Genomic DNA, 22,835 nt, shown 5'->3' with positions numbered 1-22,835 from the left:
TATTTTTGTTTCATTATTTACATAGGATTATTAAGTTTATCAGAACATAAGGGAATCTTTCTATTTTGTAACTTAAATTTATCGGTTACAAAACTAAACATTCCCTTTGTCAGACTTAAATATTTTTAATTTGTACGAAAGGACGTTTTTTTATTGATATAATTGAAATTCGCTCCATCCGAATTATCTAAAATTATTAGAATTAAATAGAAAAGTTAAACAGAGCAAGATTCACTACTTTTCCTGTAAAGATTTTTTTTGAATTATTACGTTCCCAGATCCTTCAAGTCCTGAGATATTACCAGGCGAAATCGGACCATTTTTAATTTTTATTTCAGCATAATTCAGCATTGCTCCACCAGTTATTTCATATGAATTTGCTATAATTTTTCCGTTTATCGTTCCATTAGAATGGATGAATGTTGCATTTGGAGCAAATAGCAATGGGGAATTAACCCAAGAACCTCCCGAAACCCGAAAACTTTTTCCACCGGTAAATAAATTTCCGTTAAATCCACCACCTCCAGCGAGTTCTATGTCTGCATCTTCCGCATATAACGAGCCATATATTTTTTGAGCCCCCGCTAATGAAAAAGTTTTTGCGTTATTAGATTTCTCAGAACCTTTTAGATAAATATTAATCTTTTCAGCGTTGCCATTATCATTTATTGTAGCTCCGCTACCCATAGTAATATTATCTTTTACATATATCGCTAGTTTCCCGGTGCCTATTAATACAATGTGCCCGTTAATTATGTTGAGATGATTTACAACAATTTCCTTATCTGAATTTCCTGTACTAAAAATAAGAGAGCAATTATTTTCCATTTTGATCTCATTAAATTGTTGGTTATTAATTAAGTCTATTCGATAATTTTCTGAAGGCTGACAACCATCGCCATTCGAATTAACAAGCACATTCCCATCTTGTATTAAATATTTATTTGTTTTGCCAACAAGTTTATTATCCGGCAACGGTAGATTAGGAAACGGAGGAAAAGTGGGTAAACTGGGGAAGGGGTCCATTTTAACCCCAATCGCATCAGGAATACTAGACATCCAATGAAGTTTGTTTACTGCTGTTCCCTCAGATCCTATTGGCACATAGATTGATGAGCCTTTGCTTATACTACCTCCAGTAGCTATCACACTGTCAGCCCCTGTTTTTGTAGTTCCGATACTTCCAGTGATACTACCATTTTTCATTGTTATAGTGGTTTTCACATATGCCGCCATATTCTCAATTACATTACTCTTAGGCACCCATGTTACAGAAAATTCACGCTCCAATACTCTTTTCTTATTATTAATAAAACCAGTAGAAGTAACTTTGTAGTTCCTTGTAGGGTTTCCTTTATTTAATTCTTTCACATCTATTTTCGCTATAGGTAAAACATTCTCAAATGTTTTCTCGAATGTTGCTGAAGATTGTTTATCGGAAGTTAGGATTTTAGTGGATAATTCGTTGAAAAAGCTTCCTATATCATTAGTCTTACTATAAGCAGTTTGTATTTTATTTTCTATTTCATCTAGTTCGACAGTTAAACCTGCTTCTGCAATATAAAACACGGATTGGTCATTGCGTTCTCCAGTTGATACTTTTACGAAGTTTGATGTAATCATAAGAATGCTTATTCCAAGAACGGATATAATGACAAGCACCATTAATACGCCAACAAGGGTAAATCCACTATTATTTCTGTGAAAATGATTACTTTTCAGAGGTTTTTCCATATTATTCACCCTTCTTTTGTATTATCTTAGAATTATTTTCGTGTTAACTTTTTCATTATCAACACTAATAATTTTTAGTATCACTTCGTTACCATTTTTCTTAACATAGAATTCCTTAATGTTTCTTGCTAAAACGGTCCCGTTTTTTGCTATTATCGATTTATTGACTTTATCATAACTATATTCAATCTCGTTCGTTATAGATATTTTGTCATTATTAGTGGTATTCGTTATAATTGCACTTCCATCGGTTTTCCTAATCTCTTTCGTAATCACTTTTGCAGCATATGTGACACTATATAGTTGTCCTGTTTTTTCTGATTGACTTTTGAATTGTTTTTGAGTAAATAAGTGAATATTTGAAACTAATACTATTATAATAGCACCAATGATAATGACAGCTAGCATTTCTACTAAAGTAAGTCCTTTTTCATTGTTAATATACTTTTTCACTCCTGATCCACCTTCCATACTAAGACATTTTCCATTTGAGCACGGAGGGTGTCTTTATCTTTCACTTCTATAAGTACACGATCCATAGTTCCTTTTTTATTTTTTAATTTAACCTTTATCAGTTCACCTGTATCTCGATTTCTTTCAAATACACTCCAGCCAGATTCATCCTCTTTTTTTATGTAATTTAAACCTCTAAGAGTCATATCTCTTGAACCATATTTAGTTTTTATACTAATTGCATAAATCTCTTCCATCTCTGTCTGTGCGATATACGTAGCATCTATGATATGTTCTGAAGTTTTATTTGTTTTAACTGATTGGATGAACACGATTAGAAAAGATGTTAATAAAAGAGTTAAAATAACGGTAGAAGCTAACACTTCAACTAGTGTAAAACCGTTTGTATTATTTATTTTTTTAAACATAGAGTAATCATCCTTTTTAACTATGAAATTTGTAGAATATATGTTTCTTTTGTTCACAGTAGGGTTACATATACTATACTAAGTTAGAGTAGACATGTTGACTAGGTCGTCTCTATGAAACATTGTAATTAATTTCTTTTCTATTCTATTTTTTTAAGTCTTGTAATTGGTAGCTTAATAATATATAAATAAGTATAAAGAATCAATGTATATTAGAATAATATAAGGATACATAGTTTTATTGTGTCAAAAGTATTGTGTTTTAACAGAGTATAGAGTAATAATACCTATTTATAATTAGGGTACGAATAGTTATTAGTGAAAAGGGGTAATTAAAAAGTGAAAATCATTTGGAAAACAGTTGTTTTAGTTATCTTAACATCATTTCTATTTTATTTGTGGTCTAGTAATTTTACCCCTTTGCAACGACATGTAAGCGCGGAAAGTGAAAGTTCTGGTTCTAGCGTGGGAGGACAGCAAGTGGAATCTCTTGATAGAGATGAAATTATTTCTCTATTAAATTCAAAAGTAATGGAATGGAAACAGACTTCTATTCAATTAACTGGAAATAATGTAGACATAACATTAGAACCAGGATGGTTCACTTTCGATGTAGAGTCTACAGTGAAGCAGTTTAAGGATCAAACTAGTACAGCCTGGTACGCATTTTGGGAGTCAGCACCGACTGTTCATCTTCCTTTACAAGTTGTAGTGAGTCCAGAACTGACTGCGTTAATTAATGAAAACGGACATTTGGACACAGAAGCAACTCTTGAGGTAATTAAGAACCAAGTAGGCATGTTATTTTACGAACCAATAGAAACTGTTGCTCTGGATATGTCTTTGTTTCAAGTTGACCGTATTGCTTTTGATATAGAAGAAATTACTATTAATCCTAATAACTTAAATGAAATTATTTCCACATTAAATGAAAAGGTAATTGGAAATGGCGAAATGTTTTCAATAAATGAACATATGGAAGGCATTAACTTAGAGTCTTCTGATGAAACTATAAACTTTGTTGCTTCTATGATTTATAGTGCCGTTCTTCAGACGAATTTTGAAGTTGTAGAACGCCATTCACAAGGGAAAATACCAAATTATTTAGAGCCAGGTATCGAAGCTAAAATAAGTAGAACAAAAGATTTGAAATTTATAAATACAAATAATGCACCTGCAAGTATAAAAATTAGTGTTAAAGGCTCTGAGCTTTTAGTAGAAATTTACTCAGTGCCTACAGAGACTGTTGTTGAATATCAGGTAAGTGAGAAAGAAATTACTCCAAGAACTATTTATAGGTATTCATCGGAACTTAAACCAAATGAAGAAGAGCTAATGCAAGAAGGGAAGCCTGGTTTGAGAGCGTCAGTGTATCGGACGATCTCAGATAAAGCAGGTCCATATGAAAAAGAAGATTTAGTCAGCCAAGATTATTATCCACCAGTTAATAGAATCGTACTTAAGTCATCTATAGTATCTGAAACTTCGACTACGCAGGATCCTGATTTTGCAATTGACATGAATGGAGATGGGTTGACGGATATTAATGATAAGTCTTCGAGAAATACTAGCCCTGTTGTGGAAAGCGGAAAGGAACATTCAAATACTACACCACCAGCAAACGAAGAGGATTCTGACGGACTTCCGGAGGGGAGTTACTTTGACAAAGCTGGTAACATCATAGACGGATCAAAATAAGTACAGGCTGGGGTGATAAGTGATGAAGAGTAATGCACGCAAACGTTTAGGAGATTTATTAGTAGAATCATATGTTATTACTAATGAACAATTAGAATATGCATTAACGAATAAAAGCCGTGATGAAAAGCTTGGGGATTTTCTTATTAGAGAAAATTTGCTTACCGAGCAGCAGTTAATAGAAGTACTTGAGTTTCAGTTAGGGATTCCTCATGTTAGTTTAAATCAATTTTCAATCGACCCCGAACTGATTCATTTAGTCCCAAAAGAGTTAGTCAAGCGAACACATATTATGCCTATTCGTAAAGATAAGAATAAACTATTAATAGCTATGGCTGATCCGATGGACTATTTTGCTATTGAGGAAGTTCGCATGGCGACGGGCTGTCAAATTGAAACAAGTATTGCGGCTAAAGACGATGTGTTCCGTACTATAACGAAGTATTATGACTTGCAGGAATCGATGGATCAAGCCTTATTAGATATGACACCAACGGAGCTCGAAAATGATACGCAAATAACGGATGAGGATTCACCAATCGTTCGGTTAGTGAATCAAATTATTGCCAATGGTGTTGCGCAACGAGCGAGTGATGTTCATTTTGATCCACAGGAAACAGAACTACGGGTTCGGTACAGGGTTGATGGTGTATTAAAATTGGAAAGAGCACTTCCAAAGCATATGCAAAATGTTATATTGGCTCGAATTAAGATAATGGGGAATTTAAATATTACGGAAAATCGATTACCTCAGGACGGACGTATTAAGGTTTCAGTGAATATGAAGCCAGTAGATATTCGAGTTTCTACTTTACCTACGATATATGGCGAAAAGGTAGTAATGCGTATTTTAGATATTAGTAGTGCTATGAATAGCATAGACAAGCTAGGATTCAATAAGAAGAATTATGAAACCTTTAATAAAATGATTGAAAAGCCTAATGGCATTGTACTAATAACAGGTCCAACAGGATCAGGTAAATCTTCTACATTATACGCTACACTTAATCAGCTTAACGGAGAAGACGTTAATATTATTACTGTAGAAGATCCAGTGGAATACCAGTTACACGGTATCAATCAAATTCAAGTTCGTGAAGAAGTTGGATTAACTTTCGCTGCTGGTCTGAGATCCATTTTACGTCAGGATCCTGATATCGTAATGGTTGGAGAAATTCGTGACTTAGAAACTGCTCAGATTGCAGTACGTGCTTCGTTAACCGGTCACCTTGTATTGAGTACGTTACATACAAATAGTGCTGTAGAGTCAGTCTCTCGTATGAAGGATATGGGGGTAGAACCATTCTTACTTTCTTCTTCGTTAGTTGGTGTTGTGGCGCAGCGTCTAGTTCGAAAAGTTTGTCGTGATTGTAAAGCAACGCACATACCTAATGACCGAGAGAAAGTTATTTTTGCTGAACATGGAATGGATATAAAGGAAATAGTCCGAGGAAGAGGATGTCCATCGTGTAATAACACCGGTTATCGTGGACGTATAGCTATTCATGAAATTCTTGCAGTGGATGAATTTGTTAAAAGTGTAATTTTGACTGGCCAAAGCACGCTGGTGCTACGAGATTATATGAAAGAATCCGGATATTTTAGTTTATTAGAAGATGGGCTATTGAAAGTAAAAGAAGGGTTAACAACTACAGAGGAAGTTCTGCGTGTTGCAACAACGGATTGAGGTGGGATGAGATGAAGATTTCAATCATTGACTTATTAGAAAAAGCGTTTCATGATAGAGCCTCCGATTTGCATATTACCGTTGGAATTCCTCCGGTATTTAGAATACACGGAGCCCTTCAATCATTTGGAGAATCAATTTTAAGAGAATCAGATACAAAAGATATTCTTCTTGAAATAATTCCTGATTCTCAACAACAAGTGTTTGATGAAAAAGGAGAGATTGATTTTAGTTATGAATTACCTGGTCGTTGCCGATTCCGTATCAATGCTTATCATCAACAGGGAAATGTGTCGATTGCAGCACGTATGATTGATTCGCAAATACCTGCTATTGAATCACTTGGTATGCCAAATGTACTTTATACATTAGCAGACAAGCAACAGGGACTGATTCTAGTTACTGGTCCCACTGGTTCTGGGAAATCTACCACACTTGCATCGATGATAGACTATATCAACTCTACAAAATCCAAGCATATTATTACGTTAGAGGATCCGATTGAGTATGTGCATACGCATAAGAAATCTATCATTAACCAGCGTGAAGTTGGGGAAGATACCAGGAGCTTTGCGAATGGCTTAAGGGCTGCGCTTCGTCAGGACCCAGATGTCATTTTAGTCGGAGAAATGCGTGATTTAGAAACCATTTCTACTGCTATAACTGCTGCAGAAACGGGTCATTTAGTGATGGCAACACTGCATACCAGTAGTGCACCTACTACAATTGACAGGATAATAGATGTCTTCCCTCCACATCAGCAAGGGCAAATACGTATTCAGCTCGCAAATGTTCTGCAAGGAATTATTTCCCAAAGACTATTTGTTCGTAAAGATGCAAAGGGGCGTATTGCGGCCACAGAGATTTTGTTGCAAACACCGTCCGTTGCAAACTTGATACGTAATGAAAAAGTACATCAAATACAAAACGTTATGCAGACAAGTCGTGCATTAGGTATGCATACGCTCGAATCTTCCATTCAACAATTAGTTACATCAGGAAAAATATCACTCGAATCTGCTAAACCCTACTTGAATGTAGGTGAGTATTAATGGTTGTATTTAAATACAATGGTCGAACTGCAGCGGGTTCTCTAAAAAAAGGCACTGTCGATGCTATAAACAAACAGGCAGCTATTACAAAGCTCCGATCACAGGGTATTAACCCAAGGGAACTAGAAGAGTCAAAGAGTATTTTACATAAAGAGATCTCAATAGGTGCAAAGGTAAGAAATGAAGATTTTGTTATTTATAGCAGGCAGTTTGCGACATTAATACGAGCGGGAGTTTCTATTTTAGAATCTACTAGAATATTAGCAGAACAAACAACTAGTAAACCATTGAAAAAGGCGTTGCTTTCAGTTGAAGAGGATGTGAGAACAGGCCAGTCCTTCTCAGATGCAACGGAACGATATCCAAAAGTATTTCCACAACTGTTTGTAAATATGATTCGAGCTGGAGAAGCTACCGGTAATCTAGATGAATCATTAGAGAGGTTAGCATTTTCCTATGAAAAGCAGTTTAAGCTCAAAAAGAAAGTGCAATCTACGATGGCCTATCCAATTATTTTACTTATTATGACTGTTTTTGTCGCAGGCTTTTTGATGCTTACTATAGTGCCTCAGTTTGTTACGATGTTCGAAGATATGGGAGCTGAGCTTCCTACTATTACAAAAGTAGTAATGGGCTTTAGTGAATTGCTACAGTCATCTTGGTATATTTTCTTAGTACTTATAGTGATTGTGATTTTTGGATTTAACTACCTCTATAAGAACAATAAAGAATTCAACTACTCAGTTAACATTGTACTACTGAAAATTCCGGTTTTTGGTAAAGTACTTCAAAAGTCAGCAATCGCTCAAATGACAAGAACACTTTCTTCGCTATTTAGTAGTTCTGTGCCAATCTTACAAGCACTAACTATTGTAGAAAAAGTTGTAGGTAATCCGGTTATTGCAAAAGTAGTCCGAGAATCGCGGACAAGCTTAGAACAAGGAAGTACATTAACAGCACCACTTGAAAGAAGTTGGATATTTCCACCTTTAGTAACTCAAATGACGGCAATTGGTGAGTCCACTGGATCACTTGATTATATGTTAGAAAAAATTGCAGTATTTTACGAAGATGATGTAGATCGTACTGTAGATACGTTAAAGTCACTCATAGAACCACTTATGATTGTGGTACTAGCTGCAGTTGTAGGAACGATTGTTATGGCCATTATGGTTCCGATGTTTAGTATGTATGAACAAATTTAATCATTGTCGTTCATTAAAGGAGGTGATATGAAAAAGAGGGTAAATGAAATATAGTACGAAATTATATATAAAATTTTAGGAGGAAAATAAAAATGAAAAAATTCAAAAAAATATTAAAAAATCAACAAGGTTTAACCCTTGTTGAGCTTCTAGCGGTAATTGTTATCTTAGGAATTGTAGCTGCAATCGCTGTGCCTTCGATTGGGAATGTTATTAATAATTCTAAAGATAAAGCTATCTTAGCTGAAGCTTCTAGTATTCTTTCAGGAGCGAAACTTGCAATTTTGGAGGGAGCATGTGATCCTGGAGTCGCAGGTAAATTATGTAATCAAGCTATACTTGGAGATAAGTATGTTGAGGGGCTTGCAAAGCTAAAAGATAATACTACTGCTCCTACTTATGAAGTTACAAAGTCAGGTAATGTATATAGTGTTACTTTTAATAAATTTGGTGATATAAACGATAAAGCTAAATTTGCAATTACTAATAATACAATTACAGAACCTGCCTTAAATACATTCCTTAAGTAGGTAATAACAATACAGCAGAATCAGTCTGCTGTATTCCCTTATTTTCACGTTTCAGTAAACGACGAATAATTCGTTTACTGAAACGTGAAAATAATATGATAGATAAAGATATAGTAATAAAGGAGGCTAGCTGCTGTGTTCAAAACCAAAAAGAATCGTTTTGTTGCGTTAGAACTAAATGAATATGTCATCCGTGCAATCGTCATGAATAGCCAGGATGCCAAACAAGCAGTTTTTTATGAACAGCCGTTAAGTTCTGGCATTATTGAAGGTGACTCCATCCGCGATGAAATGGCTTTGTTTGATAGATTCAAAAGTTTAGTTGATGTATGGGGTATCAAACGTCATGATGTTCGTTTCTTTGTTCCCGATAGTTCGGTTATGATGAAGACTTTTGAGCATCCCTCTGATGTAGTTGGTAACAAGCTGAAGGCTTATGTGGAGATGGAGCTGGGACAAACTATTCATCTTCCTTTTACTAATCCTCTTATCGATGTATATGATTCAAAACCGAATGATGGTGAAGCAATCCTATTTGCTGCTCCTTCCGATGAAGTGAATAAGATAGCAGGGTTATTAGATGATGTAACACTTACTCCTACAGTTGCAGATGTACGTTCTTTATCCACCATACGTTTTTTAGAAAAAATTGATTTGTTTACTCCTCAAAAAAGCTATCTCATTACAGATTGGTCTATTACAGGTCTTTCTATCAGTATATATACTCCTGGAAAACTAGAGTTTCTTCGCTATCAAGCGATCGAAACGTCAATAAAGTCGTGGGAAAGTCGTGTAGTTGATGAGCATGAATTGTCTTTTACATACGATGGAGAAATAGAAGAATACCGGATGCTGCTAATCGACCAAATAGCAGAAATTGATCGGATTTTAAATTTCTATCGTTTTTCTCTTTATAAAGGGGAAAAAGCAGTGGATGAGATTATAATTTTAGGTGATTCTCCTGAAATGGATTATATTGTGAATGAAATGCGTTCTAATTATGATACTCCTATACAATTTATAGATGATAATAAAGTTCAATCAGCCTATCCTAATTTTAATGCAAAATTTATTCCGCTTATTGGACTAGTATTGAAGGAGGCATTTTAGTGGTTCCAGAAATAAATTTATTGCCTCAATTTGAAAGACATAAATCCAGCAAACTATTAGTAATTATTAGTGCTATTGTGATTGGATTACTATTAGCCTTTCTTTGTTTTCAATTTTTCACACTAAAAAAAGATATTAAAAGTTTAGAGTCGGAAGAGACTCAATTGGTTGAAGAGAGAGATTTGCTAAGTGCAGAGGTCTCAACAATAGATAACGGAGATCAAGGTACTCATTCCTCCTCGGTTGCTTTCGTGGAAAGTGTTTCTTACCCAGTTAGCCCTTTAGTAGATGAAATCTACTCTTTAATTGAATCGAATAGTTATTTGCGTTCTTATCAGTTTGGTGAGGCAGGAATTCTTTTATCCGTAGATTTTGAGACGATGAATGAGATATCTTCATTTATTGAAAGGTTATTAAATAGTGCTTATTTTAGTGATATAAAAGTTGAAACTCTATCTACCTTTGAGCCAGCTGGCGGACAAGAGCAAACTAAGGAAGAAGTAGATGAAGTTAACTTTGATGTGCAGTGGCGTTATTCAGCTACTATTCAATTGGATATCAATCAATCCTATTTAAGTGAAGGGGGTACCCGTTAATGAATGATTTAGTAACCAATAAACAAACGGGTTATCTTTTGATTATCGCATTGGTAGCCGTTGTATTAGGCGCTGTCTATTATTTTTTCATTTATCCTTTGAATGAGGAAAAGAATGCAAAAGAAGCTACTCTTAGTACAGTAAGTAGTGAAATTGCTCTTCTTGATAGTCAGTTAGAAACTACCGTAGAAGAGGAAGTGGTACAAAATTCATTCCAGCTAGAAAAAAAAGTACCCATTACAAGGGAATTAGATACATTAATAAAGTCCATTGAAGAGGTGGAATTAATTAGTGAAGCAAAAATAGAGTCTATAGAATTTAATAATTATGATGAAATTGTTGCGGATTCATCTTTAGTTACTAATGAAGAGGAAACTTCTACAGAAATAGATGATGTCACAATGGAGGAAGTTGAAGGAGAGCAACTTGCAGAAACACCTGTTTCTCCAGTTGCGAGTACGCCATTACCACCTCAATTAAAGCTGATCACATTTAATATCTCTGTATTAACAAAGGATTATGACCATTTTAATACTTTTCTTAAAGAACTGGAATCTATTGAACGTATAAAGCGTATTGACCAAGTCGAATTTTCGATGCCTGGTGAGGAACAAAATTATAATGAGGAAACTGAGGAAGCGATTTCTGCTGTAATTCAAGTAACGACGTTTTATTATGATGAAAAATAAGAATGGATAGGAAGAGTCCCTTTGTCTATTTCTCAATTATGTATATATATAGCCGTATATATCCTACCAGCTATCTATATGTTTGGTTTAGCCTGCATCGTAATTACACAGCAATCTAGAAGACTGGAAAATAGGCTAATTGCTATTATTCTATTTATGTTTAGTATTATATTTTTTGAGGAATTCTTCCGACATTTACTTTTCATTAAATATAGTGCATTTCTTGTGAATGTATTATTAAGTAGTCTAGGGCTCTTTATTGTCGGCCTTTCATTTCATCTATATATGTATGTTTCAGGTTTATATAAGCATTTGCAGAAATGGATCTATCCATTATTCTTTTATATTCCGTTTATCTGTCTAGTAATTGCTCAGCTTTTCGGAATTAACTTCTTTTCCACAACTACTTATCATGTAGAAGGAATTTGGTATAAGCCTGTTGTTAATGGGACATATTATTTTACTTTAACAATAGCGGTTCTGTTAAATGTAGTCTTGTTATTCATACTTGTTATGGGCGATAGAAAAGTATCCGATAGGAAACGAAAGAAATTACTTCGTTTTTTGATGTTGTATAGCTTGGTGACTTTAGGTGTCAAAATCGGTTTGGGTTTTCCTAGCTATAGTGAAAGCTTTCCTCCTTATCCGATAATTTTTGAAGGGCTTATTTTTTCTATTTTCATATCTTTTTCCTATTTACATAATGATTTATTGCCAAATATCACTAAACGCTATCAAACATTATTTGATATTAGTCCAATTCCCATTATGATTGTAAATGGAAATTTAGATATTATAGAAATTAATGATCAAGGAATGATGCTATTAGGAATTGAAAAAAGTTCAAACATCAATTTGATGAAGTTTGCACAAACCAAACATAATAAAAATCAATTACATAAATTTATCTATGATATTCAAAGAGATGGGATAGTTCGGGATTATCCTGTAACATTAGAAAATATTTTTAGGGATGGCATTTTACATTTTTCTGTTGACGTGAAAATGGTCATCACTGGTGAAGAGAAAAATTATTATGCGATGCTAAGAGATGTGACAAGCGAGGTAGGGAAAGAAAAGATTATTTTACATATGGCATATCACGACGTGCTTACAGATTTGCATAATCGAGCATACTTTGTGACCCACCTAAAGAAAAAATTAGTTGAAGTCTCGAAAAGTCCAGCTAAGGAATCAGTTTTTGTTTTAATAGATTTGAATAATTTTAAAGCTATTAATGATAGCTTTGGTCATCACATAGGGGATCAAGTGCTCCAGCATACAGCAACTATTTTGAAACAATCAGTGTCTGAAAATGATTTAGCTGCTCGATTGGGTGGAGATGAATTCGTGCTGTTTCTCCAAGACTTTGACTCTAAAGAAGAGATTAACGAATGGCTACTTCAATTACGTTCTACCTTTAATAAGAATAGTTTTTTGTACAATGATATAGAGATTAATATTGAACCAAGTATTGGTATCAGTCACTGTACTGAACAAGGTATAACTTTCGAAGATTTATTTAATCAGGCAGACTTAAATATGTATGCGGATAAAGAAAGATTAAAAAGCAAGAAATTAGGTGTTTAGATGGAATTTGTATTCTTATTATTATTTTTTATATACGGTTTAGTTTTCGGTTCCTTCTTTAACGTAGTTGGTTTGCGTATACCAAAAGGAGAGTCAATTGTTCGTCCGCCTTCTCATTGTTCGGTTTGCGATCGTAATCTCACAGTAAAAGATTTAGTGCCAGTCTTTTCTTTTATATTTTTAAAGGGAAAATGTAGAGGATGTGGAACGAAGATTCATTGGGTGTATCCAGTGATGGAGCTAGTGACTGGCCTTCTGTTTGCCTTTGCTTATTATCAATTAGGTTTCTCTTTGGAGCTAGCAGTTGCGCTATTGTTTATTTCACTTTTAGTCATTATTACGGTGTCGGATATTGCGTATATGCTTATTCCTGATAAAATTTTGTTGTTTTTCTTGATACCTTTAATAGTGTTAAGAGTATTTGAGCCACTTAATCCATGGTGGGATAGCATTATCGGTGCAATTGTTGGTTTTGGTGTATTATTCCTCATTGCGGTTGTGTCCAAGGGAGGAATGGGTGGAGGGGATATTAAGTTATTCTTCGTAATAGGCTTAGTTTTAGGGTGGGTTCCGACTCTATTGACTCTATTTTTAGCTTCTATCATTGGTACAGTTATAGGCATTATTTCTTTAAGACGCACTAAACAAGGCAGAAAAACGCCTATTCCATTTGGTCCATCGATTGCAATAGCAGCCATTATCGCTTATTTTTATGGTGAGTTGCTTGTCGATTGGTATGTAAATTTGTTTTTTTAACTCGATAACTTTTTTGGACGAGCCGACATAGGTCTCGTCTTTTTTCATAATCTTCGTGATAAGGTTATGGAAAAGAGGTGATTCTATGCCAATTGGGAGACGTAATAATACGAGAAAAAAAGTAATATTAGCTGGCATACAAGGATTGATCATTGGAGTTGTTGGAGTTCTATTGTTCGGATTAATATTAAATTTAGCGAATGATAAAAAAGCCGAAAGCGAAGAAGCCGAAACTACGACTCCTAAAGATGAGGGAGAAAAAGTTGAGACCACAGCAGAAGTTGAAGCGAAATCTCTTCCTTTTCAAGCAAAACAATATGGCATGTTCACTTCTAAAGAAAGTGCGATGGCTTTTATAGGATCACAGCCTTCCCTTGCAAAAGCAAGTATTTTCCAAGTGGACAACCAGTTTTTTGTTTGGAGTGATTTATATGTTACAACTATTCCTACACAAGAAGCAGAAGTACTACCTACCTTTATAAAAAGCTTGTATGTTACGACTAACGGTTGTAATGATCCTAAAGTAATTAAAGTAATGGAATTAATACAACAAGAGAACCTAAGTAAAAATTTTTTCGAGTCTATTGAGAAAAAAGAAGAGTATCCAGATGATTTAATGCAAATAGTTAAAGCTATATCAGCATTTTCAGAAGTTCCTTCTGTCATGAGATCGCATATTTTTTCTCATTATGTTGCGACGAATAATTGTCTAAAATTGAATTTTTGACGCTTATTTCGTGGGGAAAATTAAATTGTTGTTTTTTATACACAATTTCCATTTTTTCAATAGTTTTGTATGCTATTGAAAAGGAGGAATAAAAATTGAAACTAACAACTAACAATCGCTTTATTTTAGCTAGTGAGTCACCTAGAAGAAAGGAACTCTTTAGTAAACTAGGTATTCCATTTGAGGTGATAGCTTCAGGAGCTGCAGAAATAGTCGAAGGAAATCTTTCAGTAGAAGAAGAGGCAATGAACATCGCTATCGGCAAAACAACTGATATCTTACATGAGAATCCTTCCGCAATTGTGATTGCGGCGGATACAATTGTAAGCTTTGGGGATGAATTATTGATGAAACCGAGGGATAATGCTGAAGCAAGAACCTTTCTACAAAAACTTTCCGGAAATACGCACCAAGTGTCTACAGGTGTTGCTATTTATGGGGAGGGCTGTTCGATTAGTTTTGCAGAAACTACTTCGGTGAAATTTTTTGATCTCTCCGAAGAACAAATAGATGCTTATGTGGCTACGGGAGATTCTTTAGATAAAGCAGGGGCTTATGGAATTCAAACAATGGGTGGATTATTCGTCGAAAGTATCCAGGGAGATTATAATAATGTAATGGGACTTCCAATCAGTCGCTTGTTTAAAGCATTATTATCACTACGTTTAATAGAAATTGAGCGGGTGGTGAACTCATGAATACTAAGTTGCCGCCTTCCCTTATGATTCGTGATGTGCATGTGTCAGATCGTCCAAGGGAACGACTAGTCAGACAAGGGGCCTCAAGCTTATCTAACCAAGAATTGATCGCAATCCTGCTTCGTACCGGTACGAAGCAGGAATCAGTTCTCCACCTCGCAAATCGGGTCCTTAATTATTTTGAACAAATTCAGGAACTAAAAAATGCTTCTATCGAAGAAATAACTGCCGTTAAAGGTATTGGACAAGCAAAAGCCGTCCAACTACTAGCGGCAGTTGAACTAGGGAAAAGATTATCCCAACAAAAGACAGATGACAAATTTACCATTCGTTCTCCGAAAGATGCCGCTACTTACCTAATGCAAGATATGACCTCATTGAACCAAGAGCATTTCGTGACTCTTTTCCTAAATGTAAAAAATCAAATACTTCATAAACAGACAATTTTTATAGGCTCTCTTAATGCCTCGATAGTGCATCCTAGGGAAATTTTCCGCGAAGCTGTAAAACGTTCAGCTGCCTCGATAATTTGTGCGCATAATCATCCTTCTGGAAATCCGTCACCTTCAACTGAAGATATAGATGTGACGAAAAGACTATATGAGGCAGGATTACTTATGGGCATAGAATTGCTCGATCATGTCATTATCGGTGATCACCAGTTTATTAGCCTAAAAGAAAAAGGGTATATGTGACACTGTGCATTTTCCGTTCTATCAGTTATAATGAGTGTTATGACTTTATGACAACGAAGTGAAACTTGTTCGAGATAGAAAGGGAGTAAATAATTGTGTTTGGATTTGGATCAAGAGATTTGGGTATAGATTTAGGAACAGCGAATACGCTAGTTTTCATTAAAGGAAAAGGGATAGTGCTTAGAGAGCCATCTGTTGTAGCGAAAAACGTACAAAACGGTGCTATTGTAGCGGTAGGGAACGATGCGAAAAATATGATCGGTCGTACACCAGGTTCAATAGTTGCGATTCGTCCTATGAAGGATGGAGTTATCGCAGATTTTGATACAACTTCTGCAATGATTGAATATTATTTGAAAAATGCAATGAAAGCATCTGGAATGTCATGGAGCAAACCAAATGTGATGATTTGTGTGCCATTTGGTATTACCTCTGTGGAGCAACGTGCAGTAATTGATGCGGCTAAGCAAGCGGGTGCACGTGATGCTCTAACAATAGAGGAGCCTTTTGCAGCTGCTATTGGTGCAAACTTACCTGTGTGGGAACCTACTGGTAGTATGGTCGTTGATATAGGTGGAGGTACTACAGAAGTTGCGGTTATATCATTAGGCGGTATTGTTACAAGTGAATCAGTTCGTGTTGCAGGGGATTCGATGGACCATGCAATTACTGCATATATCCGTAAAACGTATAATTTAACGATTGGTGAACGTACAGCGGAAGCGATTAAAATTGAAATTGGCTCTGCGAGAGTAACCGATCAAGAGGAAAAAATGGATATTCGTGGACGTGATCTAGTTACTGGATTGCCTAAAACGATTGAAATTACTTCGAAAGAAATTTCGAATGCGTTACGTGAATCAATTTCTTCTATTATTGATGGTGTGAAAAAGACATTAGAACAAACCCCACCTGAATTATCGGCGGATGTAATGGAACGAGGCATCATGTTAACCGGCGGTGGTGCATTATTGAAAAACCTAGATAAAGTTATCAGTGATCAAACGAATATGCCTGTATTTATTGCAGAAGATCCGCTAGATTGTGTTGCAATTGGTACTGGGAAAGCGTTAGATCATATGAATATATTGAAACGACAACAAACAAAACACTAAGGAGAAGTGTGATATGCCACAATTTTTTTCGAATAAGCGATTAATATTGCTGCTTGTAGGGATGATTTTTCTTGTGGCGCTCATCAGCTTTTCTTTGCGAGATCGAAATCATGCATCCCTTCCTGAACAGCTGATCAAAGATGTGGTCGGTTTTGGACAATCTATGTTTTCCAAACCGACCCAGTATGTAACGGGTGTTTTTGATAATGTAGAATCTTTACTTAATACATATGATGAAAATAAGCGATTAAAAGTAAGATTAGAAGATTATGTAACACTTCAAGCTTCTGTAAATGATCTACGTCTTGAAAATGATGAGCTGCGCAAAATTGTCGATAAGGAAGAAGATCTTCGTTCGTATAATCCTATCCAATCGACTGTAATCGCTAGAAACCCCGACCAATGGGAAGAAAAAATTATTATTGATAAAGGCGAGATTCACGGAATAGAGGTAAATATGGCAGTGATGACTTCTCAAGGACTAATTGGGAAAGTGATATTAACCACACCTTATACTTCTACTGTCGAACTTTTATCTACGCAAAACCCAAACTATCGAGTTTCAGCTGTAATTGCTGAAGATCAAGAAGTTTTTGGGCTTATTGAAGGATATGACGAAAAACGCAAAGAAGTAATACTAAAAAGAATAGATTCTGAGTATGAAGTAAAAGTAGGTCAAAAAGTAACTACCTCTGGGCTAGGAGGAATCTTCCCGAAAGGTATTCTAATCGGAGAGGTAACTGAAGTTACAACGGATGACTACGGATTAACTCAATTAGCATATGTTAAACCTGCGGCTAGTTTCTCTATTTTAGATCATGTGATTATTTCTAAACGTACGATTACTGCAGTGGATGGTACAGATGGAGAAAATACAGAGGCAGATTTAACTGAAGATGTAGGGGACGACTCATGATTCGTATTTTAGTTATTGCGATTTCGGTTCTATTATTCTATTTAGAACCGATTTTTGGTCTTTTCTCGCCGATTGAATTGAATAATGATTTTTATGTATTAGTTCCGCGTTTTCTTATCATATATCTGATTTTTGTAGCCATTTATTATGACCGGAAACGTGCAATGCTTTACGGTTTGTTTTTTGGGCTCTTGTATGATGTCTTTTTCATTGATATTATTGGATTATATTCTTTTATTTATCCTCTAATGTGTTTGGTTGCGAGTTTTACGGTTAAATACATTCACCAACATCTATTGGTATCTACAATTCTCACCTTGCTTCTAGTAACAGGGGTAGAGTTATTATTGTTCTTGTTTTATACTTTCATCGGTATTAAAACGATGACATTTACTTATTTTTTTCAACATAATCTCATGCCAACAATGATAGCAAATGCTGTATTTTTATTTATGTTCGGATGGGCTTTTAAATATATTCTTCTAAATCGGTTTAATCAAAAAGCCTTATTGAGTCAAAAATAGCTTGTTGATTTAACAGTAAATCTGAGGTGACTTGATTGACAAAAAAGCAGTTAATATTTATTAAAGGAACGAAAGAGGGCCTTGTATTACGCCTAGACGATCAGTGTTCATATGCAGAGCTTTTAGATGAATTAACGAAAAAGGTTTCTGATGAAGGGTTTGAAGGTCAAGCGGAAGTACTTTTACATCTAGGTTATCGTTATTGTAACGATGAACAGACGAAAGAGATTATATCTTGCGTCCAACAAACAGAACATCTACGCGTGACCAAAATTCAAAGTGAAGTTATGACAGTGGAAGATTGTAATAGAAGATTACTAGAAAACCAGTCAGAGACTTATGTAGGGATTGTTCGTTCTGGACAAATCATTACAGCTTTGGGAGATCTGGTAGTTGTCGGTGATGTGAATCCAAATGGAAGAGTCGTTGCTGGAGGGAATATTTTCGTTCTCGGTCGACTAAAAGGAATTGCTCATGCAGGGTCAGCTGGAAACAAGGATGCAGTTATAGCTGCATCTTGGCTAGAGGCAACGCATTTGATCATCAATGATGTGGTAGAAACGATGACTGATGAGCTGACTGTTTTATCAGAGCATCCTGAAATGGAATGTGCTTATTTACATACAAATGGTTCAATTGCAATTGATCGATTACAGGATCTTCGTCTGTTAAGACCTAATTTATCAACATTTAAAGGAGGAAGCTAATGTGGGAGAAGCAATCGTTATAACTTCAGGTAAAGGTGGAGTCGGTAAAACGACAACAACAGCTAACCTTGGAACTGCATTGGCCCTGCAAGGGAAAAAAGTTTGTTTAATGGATACGGATATTGGATTACGTAATTTGGATGTAGTTCTCGGTCTTGAAAACAGAATTATTTACGATTTAGTAGACGTTATAGAAGGACGTTGTAAAATTCATCAAGCGTTAGTGAAAGATAAACGCTTTGAGGATAGACTTTACCTACTTCCTGCAGCTCAAACTGTGGACAAAAATGCCGTAAATCCAGAACAAATGAAAGAACTTGTTTTAGAGTTAAAACGTGAATATGATTATGTCTTAATTGATTGCCCAGCTGGCATTGAGCAGGGCTATAAAAATGCGATTGCTGGCGCGGATAAGGCAATTGTAGTCACTACACCTGAAATTTCGGCTGTACGTGATGCGGACCGTATTATCGGATTACTGGAGCAAGAAGAAACAATAGATCCACCTAAGCTAATCATCAATCGAATTCGTCAGCATTTGATGAATAATGGTGATGCACTAGATATCAATGAGATTACTACTCACTTATCTATTGATTTATTGGGAATTATTGCGGACGATGAAAGTGTTATTACTTCTTCTAATAAAGGTGAACCTATCGTTATGAATCCGGCTAATAGAGCGGCACTTGGGTACCGTAACATCGCACGCCGTATTTTAGGAGAATCCGTACCGTTAATGTCCATGGATATGCCTAAAACGGGAGTTTTCTCTAAAATCAAATCTATTTTCTCTAAATAATATATATAACCGACTGCCGAAATTCTTAGCAGTCGGTTTTTTTATGTACTGGCTTTCACAGGAAAGTGGTGAATCGATCAATGAACGTACAGAATCGATCAATAAGTATAAAAAATAGCTCGATAAGTCTGACCATACTCCAATCTATTTAATCAGTAACTCTTCAAAAGAAGGATATATTCATTAAACAGCCTCCACCTTCATATATTCTTCTTAGGGGGAATGTTATGCTATCGAAAAGAAAATGGGTACTTTCATTTATATTTGTATTATCATTTGTTTTATTAGCAAAATTGGAAGGGAATAGTACTTTATCGACCAATTATGCCAGCCTATTATTAGAACCTCAAAGACCAACAGAAATATATAAACAAGTAGTTGCTTGGATTACACGCTCAGATGAATTAATCAGTGTTAGTGCACCTGTAACTACTCCTCCATTAATCGAATATAAATCTATTCAGCCTTTAGAAGACGGTGCTGTCCTATCAGTTGATAAATCCCAAGAGCTGCATGCATCTAATGATGGATTAATTATTTATACTGGTTATAGAAAAAAGACTGGTAAAACATTATCTATTTTATATGATACTGGTGAAACGGCTACATATGGTTTTGTAGATGAGTTTCGTCAATTGCCATATACGACCGTAAACGCTGGAGACATATTTGGCACTGTTGGAAATGAAATTCTGTACGTTCAGGTGGAAAAAGAAGGAGAGTTGTTGGGAACGGATGAGCTTATTGAGTGGCTTGCCGTAACCTATGAATAAACGACTATTTCGTGTACACCCTATAATGATACCTTTTTTTCTGTTCTTTTATTTATCCGGTGAAATAGCTATGTATGCACTCGTATTTGGCTCGTTGTTGGCTCATGAGCTTGGTCATCTATTCGTTGCAGTCTGTATGGGGGCCAAAATCCAATCTTGCACTATTTTACCTTATGGCGGCGAAATAAAGATGGAGCAATTTTCTAAGCTCTCGAAAACGATACAGGTGTGCGTAATCCTAGGTGGGCCCTTTTGTACACTTCTTTTACTCTTATTTGGTATGCTCATAGATTTTCCTCAAGCTAATATATTTATCATGATTCAATATCTTATTTTGGGCTTAAATCTTTTGCCAATCTTCCCTTTAGATGGAGGGCGAATCATACATTCTATTTTCCCAGAGAGATATGAGGAACTGATCGGTTATTCAGGCTGTATTTGCGTTATTATTTTTACGATAAGTTGTTTATATTTCCCACAAGGCCTAGCCTTTACGCTAATATTTTTGTTTCTTGTCTTTCAAAACTTATCTTATTGGAGATTTCGAAAGTACAAGCTTGCATTTGATTGGATTACGGAAAGCACTTGACTAGAAATATTATGTGTGATAATATTTTAATGTTATTGTTTGTAGCAGCACCCGTTGCTACAACCGCTCTGAAAAGGTTCAAGTATTCGAGTTTCGGATCACCTTTTGTAAGGCGAGTCTTAGTCTAAGAGGAGGTGCAAGTATGTACGCAATTATTGAAACTGGTGGTAAACAAATCAAAGTTGAACAAGGGCAAGAAATCTACATTGAAAAATTAGATGCAAATGCTGATGAAGTTGTAACTTTCGAAAAAGTTTTATTCGTAGGTGGAGAAGAAGTTAAAGTTGGCGCTCCATTCGTGAGTGGTGCTACTGTTACAGCGAAAGTTGTAAAAAATGGCAAAGCTAAAAAAATTACTGTCTTCAAATACAAAGCGAAAAAGAACTATCACAAAAAACAAGGTCACAGACAGCCATACACTAAATTAGTAGTAGAATCTATTAGTTTATAAGATGATTAAAGTGACTATAACAAAAGATCAATCTGGTCATATTCATTCTTTCGAGATGAAAGGCCATGCCGATTTTGCGGAACATGGTAAAGATTTAGTATGCGCAGGAGCTTCTGCTGTATCCTTTGGTGCAGTTAATGCTGTGATCGCACTTACGGAAATCACGCCCATTATAAAGCAAAAAGGGGACGGAGGCTATTTATATGTCGAAGTTCCAAGCATATCAAATCTAGAAAAGGCTGCTCAAATACAGCTTATTTTAGAAGCGATGATTGTTTCTTTACAAACGATTGAGCAAGATTATGCCAAGTATATAAAAATAACCTTCAAAAAGTAGGAGGTGGAACATATGTTAAAATTAAATCTTCAGTTTTTCGCATCCAAAAAGGGAGTAGGTTCGACTCGTAACGGTCGTGACTCTCAATCGAAACGTCTAGGCGCTAAACGTGCTGACGGACAATTCGTATCAGGTGGATCAATTTTATACCGTCAACGCGGGACTAAAATTCATCCAGGTGAAAACGTTGGACGTGGTGGAGATGACACACTTTTTGCGAAAGTTGACGGTGTAGTGCGCTTTGAGCGTTACGGCCGCGACAAGAAAAAAGTAAGTGTATATCCTGTAGCTCAAGAAGCTTAATGAATAATAAAAGGACTGCATTTATGCAGTCCTTTTTGATTTCAAAAATTTCTTAAAAGTAAGCTATACTCTAAAAGCAAAATAGAATTATTCCTGTTATACTAGTAAAGATAGTTAATGTTGGGATGTGTCTAATATGAATCATAACGAAATTACTTTAAATGAAGTACTTCGCCATACAATGCATGATTATTTGAATAATATGCACCTATTACAGATGAACTTAGATATGGGAAAGTCCGAAGAAGTTAGAGCTTTAATAAAAAAATATTCCCAAAATTGCAGCCAATTTTTTGATATAAATAATATTGGCTTATATAAAACAAATGTATGGCTACAAACATTTAGTATTAAATATAATCAATTAACTTTAGATGTTCAAACATCTCTTCTAAATAGAAAAGCAGATATGTACGATGATGCTTTAATAGATTATCTAAATAGATTTGTGCTAGCTATTTACCCGCATTTTAGAGGATATCAAGAGCAGTTACTGAAACTTCATATCATTTCGGATGAATTTTTGGAAATACTAATAGATATTCGGGGAGATTGGTCTGATAATAATTGGCAGGATGAACAAGTAGGAGAGTTATTTCAACTGCAAATAATAGAAGCAACCAACAATTCGATAAAAGTAAAACTAATTGCAAGTGGAAGATTGGAGTGA

27 protein-coding genes and 1 other annotated feature are annotated in these 22,835 nt (G+C 35.4%); of the genes, 24 read left to right on the top strand and 3 right to left on the bottom strand.

Features of this window, described 5'->3' with window-relative positions:
• Positions 1-234 precede the first annotated feature (234 nt).
• The 3 genes from ACN6MX_RS11995 to ACN6MX_RS11985 are packed head-to-tail and all read right to left on the bottom strand — an operon-like array spanning position 235 to position 2,615.
• Positions 235-1,734, bottom strand: coding sequence for a pilus assembly PilX N-terminal domain-containing protein (locus ACN6MX_RS11995; RefSeq protein ID WP_419962613.1), 1,500 nt, complete (start codon positions 1,732-1,734; stop codon positions 235-237).
• 21 nt (positions 1,735-1,755) lie between these two features.
• Positions 1,756-2,205: a prepilin-type N-terminal cleavage/methylation domain-containing protein gene (locus tag ACN6MX_RS11990; protein ID WP_419959141.1), complete on the bottom strand. Its 450-nt coding sequence runs from the start codon at positions 2,203-2,205 to the stop codon at positions 1,756-1,758.
• Positions 2,184-2,615: a type IV pilus modification PilV family protein gene (locus ACN6MX_RS11985; RefSeq protein ID WP_419959140.1), complete on the bottom strand. Its 432-nt coding sequence runs from the start codon at positions 2,613-2,615 to the stop codon at positions 2,184-2,186. The genes ACN6MX_RS11990 and ACN6MX_RS11985 overlap by 22 nt, the downstream gene beginning before the upstream one ends.
• A gap of 339 nt (positions 2,616-2,954) precedes the next feature.
• On the opposite strand from ACN6MX_RS11985, the gene ACN6MX_RS11980 reads away from it, so the two are divergent.
• The 24 genes from ACN6MX_RS11980 to ACN6MX_RS11865 all read left to right on the top strand — a co-directional run bounded on the left by ACN6MX_RS11980 (position 2,955) and on the right by ACN6MX_RS11865 (position 22,835).
• Complete coding sequence (locus tag ACN6MX_RS11980; RefSeq protein ID WP_419959139.1) at positions 2,955-4,313, top strand: VanW family protein; 1,359 nt, start codon at positions 2,955-2,957, stop codon at positions 4,311-4,313.
• A 22-nt stretch (positions 4,314-4,335) separates the two neighbouring features.
• A complete protein-coding gene (locus tag ACN6MX_RS11975; protein WP_419959138.1) occupies positions 4,336-6,000 on the top strand; it encodes a GspE/PulE family protein in 1,665 nt (554 codons plus the stop codon).
• Positions 6,001-6,011: 11 nt separating this feature from the next.
• The gene (locus ACN6MX_RS11970) at positions 6,012-7,052 is read left to right on the top strand and encodes a type IV pilus twitching motility protein PilT (protein WP_419959137.1); all 1,041 of its coding nucleotides are present in this window, start codon (positions 6,012-6,014) and stop codon (positions 7,050-7,052) included.
• Positions 7,052-8,257, top strand: a complete 1,206-nt coding sequence (locus tag ACN6MX_RS11965; RefSeq protein ID WP_419959136.1) for a type II secretion system F family protein — start codon at positions 7,052-7,054, stop codon at positions 8,255-8,257. Before ACN6MX_RS11970 ends, ACN6MX_RS11965 begins: the two co-directional genes overlap by 1 nt.
• Before the next feature lie 92 nt (positions 8,258-8,349).
• Positions 8,350-8,787: a type II secretion system protein gene (locus ACN6MX_RS11960; RefSeq protein ID WP_419959135.1), complete on the top strand. Its 438-nt coding sequence runs from the start codon at positions 8,350-8,352 to the stop codon at positions 8,785-8,787.
• A gap of 135 nt (positions 8,788-8,922) precedes the next feature.
• On the top strand, positions 8,923-9,897 hold the full coding sequence (gene pilM / locus ACN6MX_RS11955; RefSeq protein ID WP_419959134.1) for a type IV pilus biogenesis protein PilM: 975 nt from the start codon (positions 8,923-8,925) through the stop codon (positions 9,895-9,897).
• Entirely contained in the window at positions 9,897-10,493 is a 597-nt protein-coding gene (locus ACN6MX_RS11950; RefSeq protein WP_419959133.1) for a hypothetical protein, read from the top strand. Before pilM ends, ACN6MX_RS11950 begins: the two co-directional genes overlap by 1 nt.
• Positions 10,493-11,182 (top strand): potassium transporter, encoded by a 690-nt coding sequence (locus ACN6MX_RS11945; protein WP_419959132.1) that lies wholly within the window; start codon positions 10,493-10,495, stop codon positions 11,180-11,182. Before ACN6MX_RS11950 ends, ACN6MX_RS11945 begins: the two co-directional genes overlap by 1 nt.
• A gap of 21 nt (positions 11,183-11,203) precedes the next feature.
• Positions 11,204-12,772: a diguanylate cyclase domain-containing protein gene (locus ACN6MX_RS11940; protein WP_419959131.1), complete on the top strand. Its 1,569-nt coding sequence runs from the start codon at positions 11,204-11,206 to the stop codon at positions 12,770-12,772.
• Entirely contained in the window at positions 12,773-13,528 is a 756-nt protein-coding gene (locus ACN6MX_RS11935; protein ID WP_419959130.1) for a prepilin peptidase, read from the top strand. It begins immediately after the preceding gene.
• An 85-nt stretch (positions 13,529-13,613) separates the two neighbouring features.
• Positions 13,614-14,255: a hypothetical protein gene (locus tag ACN6MX_RS11930; protein WP_419959129.1), complete on the top strand. Its 642-nt coding sequence runs from the start codon at positions 13,614-13,616 to the stop codon at positions 14,253-14,255.
• Positions 14,256-14,350: 95 nt separating this feature from the next.
• Positions 14,351-14,953 carry a Maf family protein gene (locus ACN6MX_RS11925; protein ID WP_419959128.1) on the top strand — a complete coding sequence of 201 codons (603 nt, stop codon included), beginning with the start codon at positions 14,351-14,353 and terminating at the stop codon, positions 14,951-14,953.
• The gene (gene radC / locus ACN6MX_RS11920; RefSeq protein WP_419959127.1) at positions 14,950-15,648 is read left to right on the top strand and encodes a RadC family protein; all 699 of its coding nucleotides are present in this window, start codon (positions 14,950-14,952) and stop codon (positions 15,646-15,648) included. The genes ACN6MX_RS11925 and radC overlap by 4 nt, the downstream gene beginning before the upstream one ends.
• 95 nt (positions 15,649-15,743) lie before the next feature.
• Entirely contained in the window at positions 15,744-16,763 is a 1,020-nt protein-coding gene (locus tag ACN6MX_RS11915; RefSeq protein WP_419959126.1) for a rod shape-determining protein, read from the top strand.
• A 13-nt stretch (positions 16,764-16,776) separates the two neighbouring features.
• The gene (gene mreC / locus ACN6MX_RS11910; RefSeq protein ID WP_419959125.1) at positions 16,777-17,679 is read left to right on the top strand and encodes a rod shape-determining protein MreC; all 903 of its coding nucleotides are present in this window, start codon (positions 16,777-16,779) and stop codon (positions 17,677-17,679) included.
• Positions 17,676-18,203, top strand: coding sequence for a rod shape-determining protein MreD (gene mreD, locus ACN6MX_RS11905; protein WP_419959124.1), 528 nt, complete (start codon positions 17,676-17,678; stop codon positions 18,201-18,203). Before mreC ends, mreD begins: the two co-directional genes overlap by 4 nt.
• A gap of 35 nt (positions 18,204-18,238) precedes the next feature.
• The gene (minC, locus tag ACN6MX_RS11900; RefSeq protein WP_419959123.1) at positions 18,239-18,910 is read left to right on the top strand and encodes a septum site-determining protein MinC; all 672 of its coding nucleotides are present in this window, start codon (positions 18,239-18,241) and stop codon (positions 18,908-18,910) included.
• A 1-nt stretch (position 18,911) separates the two neighbouring features.
• Positions 18,912-19,712 carry a septum site-determining protein MinD gene (minD, locus tag ACN6MX_RS11895; protein WP_419959122.1) on the top strand — a complete coding sequence of 267 codons (801 nt, stop codon included), beginning with the start codon at positions 18,912-18,914 and terminating at the stop codon, positions 19,710-19,712.
• Between the two features lie 227 nt (positions 19,713-19,939).
• A complete protein-coding gene (locus ACN6MX_RS11890; RefSeq protein ID WP_419959121.1) occupies positions 19,940-20,485 on the top strand; it encodes a M23 family metallopeptidase in 546 nt (181 codons plus the stop codon).
• Positions 20,478-21,074 carry a site-2 protease family protein gene (locus ACN6MX_RS11885; RefSeq protein ID WP_419959120.1) on the top strand — a complete coding sequence of 199 codons (597 nt, stop codon included), beginning with the start codon at positions 20,478-20,480 and terminating at the stop codon, positions 21,072-21,074. Before ACN6MX_RS11890 ends, ACN6MX_RS11885 begins: the two co-directional genes overlap by 8 nt.
• Positions 21,075-21,125: 51 nt before the next feature.
• Positions 21,126-21,204, top strand: a sequence feature (ribosomal protein L21 leader region).
• Between the two features lie 12 nt (positions 21,205-21,216).
• Positions 21,217-21,525, top strand: a complete 309-nt coding sequence (gene rplU / locus ACN6MX_RS11880; RefSeq protein ID WP_402849818.1) for a 50S ribosomal protein L21 — start codon at positions 21,217-21,219, stop codon at positions 21,523-21,525.
• 1 nt (position 21,526) lies between these two features.
• A complete protein-coding gene (locus tag ACN6MX_RS11875; RefSeq protein ID WP_093496532.1) occupies positions 21,527-21,862 on the top strand; it encodes a ribosomal-processing cysteine protease Prp in 336 nt (111 codons plus the stop codon).
• A 12-nt stretch (positions 21,863-21,874) separates the two neighbouring features.
• The gene (rpmA, locus tag ACN6MX_RS11870) at positions 21,875-22,165 is read left to right on the top strand and encodes a 50S ribosomal protein L27 (protein ID WP_211894735.1); all 291 of its coding nucleotides are present in this window, start codon (positions 21,875-21,877) and stop codon (positions 22,163-22,165) included.
• 136 nt (positions 22,166-22,301) lie between these two features.
• Positions 22,302-22,835: a Spo0B domain-containing protein gene (locus ACN6MX_RS11865; RefSeq protein ID WP_419959119.1), complete on the top strand. Its 534-nt coding sequence runs from the start codon at positions 22,302-22,304 to the stop codon at positions 22,833-22,835.

Source organism: Psychrobacillus sp. BM2 (assembly GCF_048572895.1).
Lineage (GTDB): Bacteria > Bacillota > Bacilli > Bacillales_A > Planococcaceae > Psychrobacillus.
This window is presented reverse-complemented; position numbering and strand designations above follow the sequence as displayed.